The 15,650-nt window shown below is 40.0% G+C and carries 9 protein-coding genes and 1 tRNA gene; all 10 read left to right on the top strand.

The features are described 5' to 3' along the window. Nucleotides 1-41: 41 nt before the first annotated feature. The 10 genes from IPJ09_10665 (at nt 42) to IPJ09_10620 (ending at nt 15,632) form a co-directional block, all read left to right on the top strand. Entirely contained in the window at nt 42-851 is an 810-nt protein-coding gene (locus IPJ09_10665) for a hypothetical protein (GenBank protein MBK7371882.1), read from the top strand. After that, complete coding sequence (locus tag IPJ09_10660) at nt 848-2,197, top strand: exopolysaccharide biosynthesis polyprenyl glycosylphosphotransferase (GenBank protein MBK7371881.1); 1,350 nt, start codon at nt 848-850, stop codon at nt 2,195-2,197. Before IPJ09_10665 ends, IPJ09_10660 begins: the two co-directional genes overlap by 4 nt. Before the next feature lie 186 nt (nt 2,198-2,383). Then, a complete protein-coding gene (locus IPJ09_10655; protein MBK7371880.1) occupies nt 2,384-4,402 on the top strand; it encodes a hypothetical protein in 2,019 nt (672 codons plus the stop codon). Nucleotides 4,403-4,577: 175 nt separating this feature from the next. Then, the gene (locus IPJ09_10650) at nt 4,578-7,532 is read left to right on the top strand and encodes a T9SS type A sorting domain-containing protein (GenBank protein ID MBK7371879.1); all 2,955 of its coding nucleotides are present in this window, start codon (nt 4,578-4,580) and stop codon (nt 7,530-7,532) included. Nucleotides 7,533-7,741: 209 nt separating this feature from the next. Next, entirely contained in the window at nt 7,742-9,193 is a 1,452-nt protein-coding gene (locus IPJ09_10645) for a hypothetical protein (GenBank protein ID MBK7371878.1), read from the top strand. Nucleotides 9,194-9,248: 55 nt separating this feature from the next. Next, nucleotides 9,249-9,321 (top strand) — tRNA-Met (locus IPJ09_10640). Between the two features lie 97 nt (nt 9,322-9,418). Continuing rightward, nucleotides 9,419-10,603, top strand: coding sequence for a thiolase family protein (locus IPJ09_10635; protein ID MBK7371877.1), 1,185 nt, complete (start codon nt 9,419-9,421; stop codon nt 10,601-10,603). Nucleotides 10,604-10,712: 109 nt separating this feature from the next. Beyond that, entirely contained in the window at nt 10,713-11,267 is a 555-nt protein-coding gene (gene msrA / locus IPJ09_10630) for a peptide-methionine (S)-S-oxide reductase MsrA (protein ID MBK7371876.1), read from the top strand. Then, nucleotides 11,260-11,637 carry a methionine-R-sulfoxide reductase gene (locus tag IPJ09_10625; GenBank protein MBK7371875.1) on the top strand — a complete coding sequence of 126 codons (378 nt, stop codon included), beginning with the start codon at nt 11,260-11,262 and terminating at the stop codon, nt 11,635-11,637. The genes msrA and IPJ09_10625 overlap by 8 nt, the downstream gene beginning before the upstream one ends. A 989-nt stretch (nt 11,638-12,626) precedes the next feature. Further along, nucleotides 12,627-15,632, top strand: coding sequence for an amidohydrolase family protein (locus IPJ09_10620; GenBank protein ID MBK7371874.1), 3,006 nt, complete (start codon nt 12,627-12,629; stop codon nt 15,630-15,632). Nucleotides 15,633-15,650: the final 18 nt, after the last annotated feature.

The following is a 15,650-nucleotide window of genomic DNA, read 5'->3' as shown; positions in this document are numbered from 1 at the left end:
AAATGATAAAAAAATTAGTTTGTTTGATCAGCTATATTTTAATGTGCTCTCATTGCGCTCCGTACCAGTTTGTAGAGTTTGGACCGGCATTTATAGATATTAATCAAGTAGAATTGAAGTCCGCGACGGGCATGTCATTGTCACAAGGCATTAAAGATCTATGGGTATACCAGGACGACCAATACCTGGGCACTTTCCCCCTACCTTGCCGGATCCCACTTTCGCAACATTTGGATGGCACTATCAAAGTATATCCTGGTATCCGAAATTATGGTATCCTCTCTCGTCCTGAAATATATCCCATGATGATAGAATATCAGCAGCATGTCTCACTTCATCCATTTGATTCACTCCTTTTAAAACCAATTTTTTTCTATAAAAGCAACCTGCAACCTTTATTTCAAGAGGGTTTCGAATCAGGCAATAGCTTTTCTTTCGATTTGGATAGTTTTCCTGCGTCTACTCTGATCCGATCCAATGAAAACTTCAGAGAAGGACAGTATGCAGGCTCAGGACATTTGACTCAGACATTGACTGAGATCGAGGTCTCCACTCAAAGCATAAAATTAACTGATGCCACCAAAAGAGTATTATACCTGGAGTTGGATATCCTTTCTGATGCAGAGATCCAAATTGGCCTGGGTTTACCACAAAATAATGCTTTGCTAAAAAATTATTTTCTGACCTTACTCCCCACAGCTGACTGGAAGAAAATTTACATACCCTTACATGAATTATTGATCGATGTGAATATTGCCTCCTTTCAGCTCCTGGTCAAAAGCAGGTTACAGAAGGATGTTGCCACGGCCAATTTTTACCTGGACAATCTAAAAGTATTGAGCCTGCCATGAATGTCAAACTAAGGGATTCTATTTGCTATATACTGATCAATGGACTCGCATTTTGCTTGACAGGCTGGCTATTGTCTTTTTTTGATTCAGGTATTGCTTTTTCGACGATAGGCATTGGGTTGATATTGTTATTTATCACTGGCATCATCGATACTTATATGATAGAAGGGGCACTGGATATCTATAGATTTTCGAGGATGAGCATCATCAAAAATTGGTTTTTTCGTTCATTTATTATATGGGGCTTCGTGATCTTATTTTCACAAAAACCGGCTTTGGGGATAGATCATCAAATTGCCACTTGGATGGTATTGTTTCTGGTCCCTGCATTTTTTAAATTGGTTTTGCTTACCTGGAGTAGTAGGCGCCTTCGACGACAAATGGTAAGCTATCGGACTTTATTGGTTGGATCGGGAGAAAAAGCTCAGGCTGTATTTAAAGAGCTTCACTCCAAAACCCCCTCTTTAGGGCAATACTTTGTAGGGTCTGCAGGAAAAGGGCTTGTCACAGGGCTTCCACTTTTAGGTCCTGCAGATCAAGTTGAAAAAATTATCGGTGATCTTGATATCGAGGAGGTGATTGTAGCCATTGATAAGGACCAATATCAGGGTTTGGACACCATATTGAATACACTTAGATCTTTTCATAAAACATTATTGATTCGGATCACCCCTGATTCTTATGACTTTTTGATGGGACATATCAAAATGGACGCACTGTATGGTGTGGCTCTCATCGAACTGCCGGCTGGCAGATTAATGATTTGGCAGGACTGGATCAAACGAGTGGCTGATGTCATTCTCTCTTTATTTTTATTGCTCCTTTTATCGCCCTTACTCCTATATATTTCCATTAGGACTGCATGGTCTTCTCCGGGACCGGTTATTTACAGCCAAGTCAGAATTGGAAAGTATGGTTTGCCGTTCAATATATTTAAGTTTAGATCGATGCAGGTAGACTCAGAATCGCAGGGTCCATCCTTGTCATTTGATGGTGATCCCAGGTGTACTCCCTGGGGTAATTTTATGCGAAAATGGAGACTGGATGAAATTCCTCAATTTGTCAATGTGATCAAAGGTGATATGTCTATCGTGGGGCCCAGGCCTGAAAGAAAATTCTTTATAGAGCAGATCAAACTGGAGGCACCATATTATTCCAGAATCCTGACTGTCAGGCCGGGAATCACATCCTGGGGTCAGGTCAAATATGGCTATGCTTCTGATATCAAACAAATGGTCGAAAGGTTAAAATTTGACCTTATCTATGTTGAAAACCAGTCTTTGACATTAGATATTAAGATTATTTGTTATACAATACTCGTTCTGTTTCAAGGGAAAGGAAAATGATTGAAAAAAAGATTAAAATTTTGTGAAAATTATTTTTTAATTAAGGTATTCGTAATTTATATTTACGCTCTGAAAGGTTCCCCCCCTTTTGAAATAACCCCCTTATTTCATTTGATCCTTTTGAAACTAAAAGGTCATTTAATTAAAATGTATTATAACCAGAACTAAACAATAAACGAATCTTTTATGAAAAAGACGAATTTTACTATTCATTCATTCACACGACTGGCTTACTGCTGTTTGCCGGTCTTACTGCTTGTGCTGAGTTTCACCGCTTCTGCACAAACACCTTGTAACTTGGTCTGTAATGACCATGTAAATGCCAGTATGCCAGCTGACCCTGGATGTTACCGTACCTTTCAAGCTGAAGATTTTCTTCAAAATCCTGACGGACAGTGTACTTATACCGTTGCATTATCATATCCTTATGGTACTGTAGCAGGTAATGGTACTGATGTCAATCGTAGCCAAATTGGTTACAGTTTTATTTATTCAGTGAGGACCGCTGATGGTAATTCTTGTTGGGGTTATGTCACTGTTGAAGACAAAGCACCACCACAAGCATTCTGTAAAGACAGAACGTTGACTTGTTTTCAGGTAGCTAAGATCAATGCTGATCTTGGAACTACTGTAGACAATTGTTCTCAGGGAGGAGCTACTAAAATTGAAAGTATGCGCTTCGAGACTCAAGGCAATGGTTGTGATCAACAGTACATAGCTCTTGTATATCGCACCATCCGTACATGGGATGATTGGGGCAACACGGGTACTTGCAGTGATGTATTGTCTATCACCCGTGATTCTTTAAAGAATATCAAGTGTGCTGATCTGGTTGAAGCTAATTGCAGGATAGTTTGCAAAGATTTATCCAGTACTCCGAAGAATATTAAAATTTCATTTACAGATGATGAGACTAAAAAGTTTGATCCTAAAAATCCTGTAAGCGGAACTTTCTATCCTTCTCCAGATCTTTTACTGTACATTCAAAAAAATTGCAGAACAGCAATTAAAATCAATGGACTTGATGGTGCTTTGGATGGTGGGTTTGTGGTTCCTTACATCAAAGATGTAGTTTGGGTACCTGTTACTCCTGCCACTACTCCACCTACTTGTATTCCTCGCGATTCATGCGTACCTATGTACCCGGCTATCGGGGGTCTTTGTAAGACTACAGTAGGCTATTGGGACAAACCACTCAAAATATGCGAAGGTGGCGCTGGATTCAAGATCCGTCGCGAATGGCGCATAGCTGACTGGTGTACAGGTAGAGATACTGTATGTGTTCAATACATCAAGGTTGAAGACAAAGAGAATCCAATATTGGTAGATGGTAAATATCCAGACATCCCAAGATATAATGCAAGTGCTCATGACTGTTATGCTACAGTTAGCTTGCCAGCCTTGAATATTGATGATTGTAGCCCGGTAGACCAAAACTATACTATTACTTACGCAGACAATTCTCATCCTGGTAAGACAATCGTAGAAGTTGGTACTTTACCTGGTAAAGTGAAACTGCCCGCATCTCCTTTTGGAGGATGTTATGAAGTTGATATTAGAGTCGTAGACAAATGTTACAATTTTAGTACATTCGCTTATTATGTATGCGTATACGATATTACACCCCCTACTCCGGTATGTATTGAGTATACTCAGACCACAGTAGATCCAGCGACTTGTTGGGCACGTGTATATGCTCATGATTTAGATCATGGTAGCCGTGACAATTGCTGCAATGTATTGCATTTTGCAGTAGCTCATATGGACAGCATTACTTATTACACCAATAAGTGGACTTCTTATTGGGATGCTAATTGTAAGGCTGATTATTGGAAGTACAAACCACAATATGATAAGTTTTTATCTGATTACATCAATTGTTTCGTATTCAAAGACTATATAGATTTGACTGAGTGTGGTACCAATCAGGTAGTACTTAGAGTATACGAAGCTTGTGGTGTTCCAAGATATGACCCACATGTTTTCCCTTGCTCTGAGCATGATTGGTATACTTATAATACCTCTAAATTATGTAGGGCTTGGCATAACTATACCTTCTTCCATGCTGATGGCGCTAAGTCATGCACATCCAAACCTGCTCCAAAATGGTGCAGAACAGATTGGGAAGCTTGGTTTACCAAAGCAAAAGATGCCACAAAATATAAAGGAGGATTCCCATCAAATGCTCCTGGGCAAATCCTGTGAGTTTAGATGCAGTATCTACAAAATTGTACAATACATTCTATGCAGGTGGAACTGATGGCGCAGCAATTGATTATCTTTTGATTGTGTTTTCTATTTCCCACGACCTCTTGCTAACAATGGAACTGATCCATATGCACCAGGAAATAGATGTTCAGACTTCTTGTATAATGACTGTATGGTCAATATCTTAGTAGATGACAAGACTCCTCCAGTATGTGAGCGTCCGGATGATATTTTCTGGTATTGCGACGGAGTAAGCGACACTGAAGGTGGTGTATACGAGTATGCTAGAAATGCATGCCGTGATTTCTCCTGGACTTCAGGCTTAACTGCCAATGCAAAAGATTACCGATGCGTTGATGAAAAAGGAGCTCCTTATAACAATATTGAGAGCACAAAAGAAAACGACGGTGTACTTACCGATACTTTAGATGGTACTGGTGTTAAATCATACGGATGGTATGGTTGCAGTATCTACGGACCTGTACATCAGGATGAGCATGGTGGATATGTAGATCCTTGTAACAGTGCTTACGGAGAAAGCATGTCTGATATCGCTGATTACAAAAACAGACACAGAGGTAATGCATGGACACCGATCTACTGCCATACCTGGTTAGTATTAGATATAAATGACAGAGCAGGCAAAGTAAATCCAAAAGATTACTTCTGGAAGCCTGACTTCCAAAGTGCTGGACCTCAACCATTAGCTACTGGTACTCAGTTTAGAATCTGGGACAATTGCTGGATAGGAACTCCAACAGTTGAAGACAAAGAATACATCGACAATTGTGGAAATGGTTGGATCAGCCGTACCTGGACAGTTGGTGACAAGTGTGATAATTCAAAAGTATCTTGTACGCAGAAGATTTATACCAAGCACAGATCAGACTTTGAAGTTATGTTCCCAGAGGATGTAACGGTAGCATGTGAAGCTGATGCAGCTTTCAGCCCGGATGTAACCGGCAGACCGATGGTGATGGATGATGAGTGCGAATTAGTAGGTGTTAATTACGAAGATGTTCGTTATGACATTATACCAGACGCATGTTACAAAATCATTCGTACCTGGAAGTTGATTGACTGGTGTAAATACGATCCAAACGTACATGACAGGGATGCAGATGTGATCATAGATGACAGATTTGTAGCAGGTGCTGACAGATATTGTGTATATCGAAAATTGAAAGATGACGGTGATGGTTTTATAACCTATACTCAGATCATCAAAGTTATCGATACCATACCTCCTTCAGTGACTTGCAAAGACACTTTGTTCTGTTACTATGGTGGATATGCAGGCGCAGGAGCTGAACCAGATCCAATGTGTACTGTACCTACTTATACAAGTCCTGATTTCGCAGCTACAGACAATTGTACTCCAGCTAATTTGATCTCTTTCCGTTGGGAATTAGATTTAAACTATACCAGTACAAAATCTATAGATAAGAAGAGCGGACCAAATATGAAGAGATTCGTATCCAGCGATCTTACTCCAGGTAAACACAAACTGTATGTAATTGCTGAAGACAATTGCGGAAAAGAAGATACAGCATCATGTATCATTGAAGTAAAAGATTGCAAAAAACCTACACCATATTGTTACAATGGCATCGCAACAGTGATCATGCCTAGCAATGGTTCAGTAGTAGTATGGGCGACTGACCTGAATGCAGGTAGTTATGACAACTGTACTAAGAAAGCAGATCTTACATACACATTTGCGAGTGCCACAGGCGCAGCGAGTGATACCTTCACTTGTGCAGATGTACCAAATGGTGTAAGTGCTACTGTAGAAGTAGACATTTATGTAACAGACAAAGCAGGCAACAGTGATTTCTGTAGAACCTACTTATTAATCCAGGATGGCAATGGCAATATTTGTCAAGATCAGGCAGGTGTAGCAGCAGTCATCGGAGGTAAAGTAGCCACCGAAAGCACAGAGCCGGTAGAGAATGTAATCTTAGAAAGCAAAACAACAAGCAATGCAATCCCTGCATTCAAAACTGATTCAAAAGGAACTTATTCATTCAGTGGCTTGCCAATGAAAGGTGACTACAGCATCACTCCAAAGAGAGATGACGATCCAACCAATGGAGTAAGTACGATTGACTTAGTATTGATCCAGAAGCATATCCTTGGAGTACAACCATTGAACAGCGCATACAAAGTGATTGCAGCCGATGTAGATCGTAGCAATGATGTAAGTGCAGTAGACCTGGTAGAATTGCGTAAACTGATTCTTACAGTATATGACAAACTGCCAAACAATACATCATGGAGATTTGTACCTAAGACTTATAACTTCAGCAATATCACTACTCCATGGGGCTTCCCAGAGAAGATTGATATCAATGGATTGAGCAAAGATGAATTGAGCCGTGACTTCGTAGGTGTAAAAATCGGAGATGTCAACGGAACAGTGACTCCACACAGTCTATTGGGAGCAGAAGCTCGTGAAGCAGGTGCATCGTTGAAATTCAGAACATCAGATCGTCAGATGAAAGCAGGAGAAGAAGCAGTGATAGAATTCACAGCAGAAAACTTCAGCAATATCGAAGGATATCAGTTCAGCATGGCAGTAAGAGGTCTTGAATTAAAATCAATCAACAGTGGAATACTTAAAGTCAGCGAAAGCAACTTTGGTATGACTAAGTTGGGCGAAGGTTATGTGACTACTTCATGGAATGACAGCAAGGGAATCAGCGCAGGAAGCAATGATATCTTGTTCAGCATCAAAGTAAAAGCTACCAAAGCATTGACCTTAAGCGAGAGTTTGATTATCAATTCTAAATACACCAGAGCAGAAGCTTATAATGGAGCTGGCAGCTTAGGAGTAGCATTAGAAGTAGGTAAGAATTCAGTAGCAGGTTATGCTTTACATCAGAATACACCTAACCCATTCAAAGCAACTACAGTGATAAGCTATGAATTAGCAAAAGCTGACAAAGTGACTTTGAAGATCACAGATGTAACTGGTAAAGTAGTAAGAGTATATACTCAGGACGGTGTAAAAGGCTTCAATCAGAAGACTGTAAACCGCAATGAGGTAGGTGGAGCTGGTGTAATGTATTACACTATCGAAACTAAAGATTATAGCGCTACTAAGAAAATGATCTTAGTAGACTAATAACACGCGAAACTTTTCCTCCCCAAGCGATTGGGGAGGAAATTTTTCTTTTTTTAATTAAAAGATTTATCCTCAGAACTAACCTAAAATATTCAGATACGCAAGTATCTTGAATGAATGAGTAGGTGAGAATGTTAGAGAATAAGATTCGGAAATTCGTCTTGAGAAAGGGCTTCTACTAAAGAGGCCCTTTTTTTATTTTGATCATTTTGAAACGAAGTATTCAATATTTTAACTATCAGCTTGCAGAGGGGGCATTCATATTGGCGATGCTCAGCTATATTATTTTGCGTGCTGTAAAGATTCCGGTTACGCATGATGAGGCCGGCACGATTTTAAACTATGCTTCACGATCTATTTATTCGATTATAACCTATGAAGACCCTATACCTAATAATCACTTGCTCAATACGCTGCTGATTAAATTTTCAATTTCGGTATTAGGTTTAAATGAATTTGCTTGTAGGCTACCCAATTTGATAGGAGGCTTTATGTATTTATGGTTTGGAATTAAAATTTCGAATCTATTTAGTCAAAAAAAAATAATTCAAACTTGTTTCCTTCTTTTACTGGTAGCCAATCCATATTTGACAGAATTTTTTGCACTGGCCAGAGGATATGGGCTATCTATTGGTTTTATGATGGGCTCACTTTATTATTATTTTTCCTGGCAGGAGGGCGCTAATAAGGGGATATGGGCTATGATCCTTGGTGCTTTAGGAGTTTATGCCAATTTGACCTTGCTTAACTATTTTATTCCATTGTGTGGCATCATGTTGGTCGGTTGGTTTCAGAGACCCAGAGATTGGAGGCTTTTATTTTCCACAGTATTCATAATAATTGTGTTGATGATGGCGCTGTATCTGCCTATAACCAAAATGATCAGAACTGAACAATTTGTTTATTGGGGCAGTAGGGGTTTTTATCAGGACACTTTTGTTCCTCTTTTGAACGCTTCTTTAATGGGAAAGAAATATTTCGGAAGTGCTACTGCAGTCGTTTTCACCTGGTTCATTTTTATTTTAATATTGATTCAAAGTGTAGCGATAGGGTTGAGTATGTTTTTAACAAAGCCCTTGAGAGTTATATATTTTAATTCAATCTGTATTTTTTTCTTTGCGGTTTTATATAACATACTTCAAAATAAATTATTCAATATTCCCTTTTTAAATGCCCGAACTGCGTTGTTTTTTTACCCGCTTCTGATGATGGGAAGTATCGGAGCTTTATTGTACTTTCATGGAATACCATGGCTGAGAATAGTGATAAAGGCGATTTTTACCATTCTATTTATTTTCTCCATAGTCCATATATATCGAAGCTACAACTTGCATTCTTCTTATGAGTGGTGGTTTGACGGTGATAATAAGCGTGTCGTATCGATAATCGGGCGGGATGTTATTACAAACCACCGTTCTGCGCCAGCTACGCTGCACTGCGATTGGATCTTTCAGCCTTCATTGACATTTTATACTAAAGGCCAGGCTAACCCTTATATAGTCCCACCTCCTTATAATAAAGGCATAGACACAGTAGAGGTAGCAGATTATTATTATATCACCAGTGATGATATGAATGATTGGATTAATGAAAAATATGACACCTTAAATGCCTTTGCCTGGGGCTCCAGATTGCTGATGAAGAAAAAAAGTAATGATTGATATTTTAATAGTATCTTTGCAATCCAATTGAGGGAAGCCTTAATTAAAGAAATATCGCGGGATGGAGCAGTTGGTAGCTCGTCGGGCTCATAACCCGAAGGTCGTAGGTTCAAGTCCTGCTCCCGCTACAATGAGGGCCTTTTTTAAGGCCCTTTTTTATTGGCTAACATGAAGGGGATTAAGAATTCCTGGATATGATTGGCCAAAAAAGCTCAAATTTGGCTTGTGTTAAAAGAAGTATACATCGTAAATGCCGTCCGCACTCCTATAGGGAGCTTTGGCGGGGTATTCACCTCACTTACAGCCACTCAGTTAGGCGGACAAGTCATTAAATCATTAGTTGATCAATCTACCCTTCCAGCGGAAGCTATTGAAGAAGTATTGTTTGGTAATGTCTGCTCAGCCAATTTAGGCCAGGCTCCGGCCAGGCAGGCTGCTTTATATGGTGGATTGCCTTTTGAGGTAAGTTGTACCACGATCAATAAAGTATGTGCATCAGGTATGAAAGCCTTGATGTTTGGAGCACAAAGCATAGCCCTTGGTCAAAGAGGCGTCGTCCTGGTTGGAGGTATGGAGAGTATGAGTAATGTCCCGTTCTATCTTCCTAAAACAAGGTGGGGAAATAAATACGGAAGTTTTGAAACCGTCGATGGTCTTCAAAAAGATGGTTTGATGGATGCCTATGACCATGCTGCCATGGGAATGAGCGCAGATCAAACAGCTTTAAAGTATCAAATATCAAGAGAGCAGCAGGATGATTTTGCAATACGCTCCTATACCTTAGCTGCAAAGTCATGGGCAGCTAATTATTTTAAAGATGAAGTCATCCCAGTTCAGGTGGAGTTGAAGCCGGGGCAAGACACCCAAGTAGTTCAGGATGAGGAATATACGAAAGTAAATCTTGAAAAAATCCCATTTTTAAAACCAGCGTTTAGCAGGGATGGTACCGTCACAGCTGCCAATGCTTCTACGATCAATGATGGAGCTAGTGCCATACTATTGGTATCGGCGGAAAAATTGAAGGAATATAATTTGACGCCAATGGCCAGAATTGTTTCATTTGCTGATGCTGAGCAAGAGCCACAATGGTTTACTACTACTCCAGCTATAGCTACTCCATTGGCTCTCAAATATGCTGGAATAAAAATAGACGAGATCGATTTCTTTGAAGTGAATGAAGCTTTTGCAGTGGTGGCACTTGCCTATGCCAAAATACTCCATGTGGACATTGACAAAATCAATGTTCGTGGGGGCGCGGTGGCACTGGGACATCCATTGGGCAATTCGGGTGCAAGGATCATCTGTACCTTAGCTCATATCTTAAAAGATCATCGATCCAGATATGGCTTGGCTGCTATATGCAATGGAGGCGGTGGCGCCAGCGCAGTTGTTTTAGAAAACCTCATTTAAACCAACCACTTAAGTTGATTGTTATAGTAGCCAATAAGATTAATGGACAGATTGTGGTTTTTTTCAGATCAATCTGGATATCGTTTAATACAAACCTGAAGACTAAACTATGGAACAAAATACTCATTACGAGCTAGCTACATTTGGAGGCGGTTGTTTTTGGTGTACAGAAGCTATGTTTCTTGAATTAGATGGGGTGATTAAAGTCGAATCTGGCTACTCTGGCGGCCATGTAGAAAACCCTACGTACAAACAGGTATGCACTGCAACTACCGGGCATGCTGAGGTAATTCAAATCACCTTCGATCCTGCTAAAGTATCTTATGACGATATTCTTTTAGTACACTTCACCACCCATGATCCCACTACACTCAATCGGCAAGGTAACGATGCTGGTCCCCAATACAGGAGTATCATATTCTACCACTCTCCAGAGCAGAAAAAGTCTGCAGAATATGCGGTTTCTACGGTAGCGCCATCTATATGGGGCGACAAACCCATCACCACACAGATTGAGCCTCTGGTTATATTTTACCCTGCAGAAGGGTACCATCAAAATTATCTGGATCTCAATCCTAATCAACCTTATTGCGTTTATGTAGTCAACCCTAAAGTCGAAAAATTTCGCAAAGTATTTAAAAGTAAATTGAAAAAACATGAATGAGGATCAATTCAACACACTCACTCCGGAAGAAGAGAGAGTCATCGTGCATAAAGGCACAGAACGACCTTACACGGGAGAGTATGATAATTTTTTTCTGGATGGCACTTATATATGTCGGCGATGTAACACTCCTTTGTATGAGTCCAAAGACAAATTTCACAGCGGTTGTGGGTGGCCTAGTTTTGACGACGAGCTACCTGGAGCTGTAATGAAAAAAGTGGATGCAGATGGTCGGCGTACAGAGATCTTATGCGCAAAATGTGGAGGACATCTGGGTCATGTATTTACTGGTGAACGGCTGACGGAAAAGAATACAAGACACTGTGTCAACTCGCTGAGTATGCGATTTATCCCAAGAAGCAAAGAATAATCAGGCATTTTCCACGTAAGTGGTCCTTGGATGAGTAAAAGGATTTATTTGGTAAGTATAGGTTATTAGCATCAGCCTTAATATATTTAGTGCCTTAAATCAGAATAAAAAAAAAAAAATTTTTTAAAAAAAATCAAAAAAATTTTTTTAAAAAAAAAAAAAAAAAAATTAAAAAAAAAAAAAAAAAAAAAAAAAAAAAGAAAAAAAAAGAAAAAAAAAAAAAAAAGCCCGGCGGGAGAAAGGGGCCAAAAGAGAGGAAAAAAGGAGGGGACCCAAAAAAAAAGGAGCCGAAAAAAAAAAGGGGGGTGGGGGGGGGGGGGGGGGGGGGAGGGAAAAAAAAAAAAAAAGAAAAAAAAAAAAAAAGGGGGAGGGAAAAAAAAAAAGACCCCCCCCAAAAAAAAAGGGGACAAAAAAAAGGGGAAAAAAAAAAAATAAATTAAATTATTTAAAAAAAAAAAAAAAAAAAATTTAAAAAAAAAAAAGGGGGGGGGGGAGGGAAAAAGAGAAAAAAGGGGGCGGGGGGCCCAAAAAGGGGGGGGGGGGGGAGGGGGAAAAAAAAAAAAAAAAAAAAAAAAAAAAAAAAAAAAAGAGAAAAAAAAAAAAAAAAAAAGGGAAAAAAAAAAAAACAAACCCAAGACCCAAAATTAAAAAAAAAAAAAAAAAAAAAAGGGGTGTGGGGGGGGGGGGGGGGAAAGGGCAAAAAAAAAAAAAGCGGGGGAACCCGGGTTGCCGGGGTTAAAAAAAAAAAGGAAAAGGAGAAAAAAAAAAAAAAAAAAAAAGGAGAGGGGGGTGGGAAAAAAAAAAAAGGGGTTTGTTGGTTTTTTTTTTTTATTTTAGAACCGGCCCAAGGGGGGAATAAAAAAAAAAAAAAAAAAAAAAAAAAAAAAAGGGGGGTTTTTGGGAAAAAAATTGATTTTTTCTGAAAAAAAATTTTTTTTTTTAAATATTTGTGGGAAAAAATAGACATTAATGCAATAACCTAACACTTTATGAAAGGATTAATTTTTTCGCTATGCTTGCTAGCTGCGGTTGGCAGCCTGGTAGCCCAGGAGACATTTCCACAAAATGACATAGATTTTAAAAAAGTAGGGACCTATGCTTTTGTGCATGCTACCATTATCCAGAATAGCCATATCACTTTAAAAGATGCTACTTTAATTGTATCTAAGGGGAAGATAAGCGCAGTAGGGGTGAATGCTACTGTACCAGCAGATGCTGTGATATTTGATTGTAAAGGAAAATTTATTTATCCTTCTTTTATCGATATATATTCAGATTACGGTATGCCGGCGTTGCCCAGGTCTCAAAACCGCAGATTTGGTGGTCCTGGTCAGATGACCAGTGAAGCTAAAAATGCTGTTGGCTGGAATGCAGCCATCAAGGCAGAAAACGAGGCCGCAAAGGTATTTCAAATCAATGAAGTAAAAGCAAAAGATCTCAGGTCTGCTGGATTTGGTCTGGTGAATAGTCATATCCAGGATGGCATTGTGCGCGGTACCGGCTCATTAGTCTCTCTGGAAAGTGAATCTGCCAATATCGCTTTGATCAAGCCGGTCTCTACAGCTCATTTCTCTTTTTCCAAGGGTAGTTCTACTCAGGATTATCCTGGGTCGCTGATGGGGGTGATCGCATTGATCCGGCAGACTTTTATGGACGCCAAATGGTATAAATCCAATCCTCCTGCTGAAGGCACTAATCTTTCATTGGCTTCTTTCAATCAGCTCCTTCAATACCCGATGATCATTGAAGCAGGGGATAAATGGAATGATCTTAGGGCGGCTAAGATAGGCCAGGAGTTTGGAGTGCCGTTTATTATCGTAGCCGGTGGAAATGAATACCAACGAATCAACGATATTAAGATGGCCGGTTCAAAGATGATAGTACCGATCAATTTTCCTAATGTTCAGGATGTAGATGATCCAAATGATGCCCGATTGATCGCCTTGGCAGATATGAAACATTGGGAAATGGCTCCGGCTAATCCGGGTAGCCTGGAAAAAGCTGGTGTAAGTTTTGCCTTGACCGCATCTGGATTAAAAGATGCTGCAAGCTTTAAATCTAATCTGCAAAAAGCCATTTTGAATGGACTCAGCGAAGCTTATGCTTTGGATGCTTTGACCGTGATTCCAGCTGATCTGTTGGGCATAACTGAAAAAACAGCCACCCTGGAAGTTGGTAAAATGGCCAATTTTGTCATTGCTTCCGGTCCTCCGTTTAAAGAAAATACGACCTTGTTTCAAAATTGGATTCAAGGTCATCCTTATGATGTTGCCGCTGATGGGTGGGACGATCACAGATCTGACTATACACTTACTATCAATGCTGAATCATACAAATTCAACCTGGGAGGCAATTCTCCAGCGAATGTAACGGCGAAAATAATGGATCATGATACGACTAAGGCCGATGTAAAAATAAATGACAAACTGATCAATATCACCTTTTCATTTAAAAAGGATAGTGCGAAATTAAATAGATTAAGCGGGGTCCAGATCGGTACAAGCTGGCAGGGTACTGGCCAATTAGCCAACGGAGATTGGGTGAAGTGGTCCCTAACTAAATCAGATAAAGCGGCTCAACAAGACGCACCTAAAAAAGAGGTCCAGAAGAAATCTGCAGAACTGGGTCAGGTGCTTTATCCTTTCCAGGGTTTTGGCCTGCCGGAGCTTCCTGCTCAAAGCGATATATTGATTAAAAATGCTACCATATGGACCAGTGAAAAGGAGGGAATCCTGCAAAATACAGACATCCTCATTCAGAAAGGTACAATAACTAAGATCGGTGCCAATCTCTCCTCTGCCAATGCAAAGATCATTGATGCCACAGGAAAAAATGTAACCCCAGGCATTATCGACGAGCACAGTCATATAGCAGCCATCGGGGGTATCAATGAATGCACACAATCCGTGACTGCAGAAGTGAGAATAGCTGATGTACTCAACCCGGATGACATTAATATCTATCGTCAATTAAGTGGTGGAGTGACTTCGTCACATATCTTACACGGTAGTTGTAACACGATCGGGGGCCAAACCCAATTGATCAAATTAAGATGGGGCAAAAATGCAGAAGAGCTCAAATTTGAGAACTGGCCTGGATTTATAAAATTTGCTTTGGGTGAAAATGTGAAAAGAGCGAGCAATGCGCAGAACAATAGGTTTCCAGATACGCGTATGGGCGTAGAACAGGTATTGGAAGATGCTTTTAACCGGGCTATTGAATACAAAAATAACCCCTCCGCGAGAAGAGATCTTGAACTGGATGCACTTGTTGAAATCTTGGATCAAAAAAGATTTATTACCTGTCATTCGTATGTTGCTTCAGAAATTTTGGACTTGATGAAGGTTGCAGACAAGTATCATTTTAAAGTAAATACCTTCACCCATATACTCGAAGGTTATAAAGTAGCAGATATTATGAAGGCCCATGGGGCAGCAGCTTCCAGTTTTTCGGATTGGTGGGCATATAAAATGGAAGTAAAGGATGCCATCCCTCAAAGCCCTTATATCATGAATCAGGTGGGGCTCAATGTAGCTATCAACAGTGATGATGCCGAGATGGCCAGACGGCTAAACCAGGAAGCAGCTAAAAGCATTAAATATGCAGGCATGGGCGAGCAGGAGGCTCTAAAAATGGTGACCATCAATCCGGCTACCATGTTGCACGTGGCTGACCGAACCGGATCTATCAAGGTAGGCAAAGATGCGGACCTCGTCATCTGGAGCGATCATCCTTTGAGCATTTATGCCAAGGCTGAAAAAACGATTGTTGATGGCATCATTTATTTCGATAGAGAAAAAGATCTGGAGCAGCAACAATTTATTACCACTGAAAAAAATCGACTGGTACAAAAAATGATGGGGGCAAAAAAAGGGGGTGCCAGAACTGACCGGCCTTCGCCCTCCTTCCAGGAAGAAGCCCAATGTGAAGAAGACCATCAGCACGGCAAAGGGTTGTGGGAGAGAATAGAACAACGATTAATTTATAATGATTAATTTTTAAAGCCAATTGTC

This window comes from Saprospiraceae bacterium (assembly GCA_016709995.1).
In the GTDB taxonomy this organism is placed as follows: domain Bacteria; phylum Bacteroidota; class Bacteroidia; order Chitinophagales; family Saprospiraceae; genus JADJLQ01.
The sequence above is the reverse complement of the archived record's forward strand: the minus strand, read 5'-3'. Positions and strand labels throughout refer to the sequence as shown.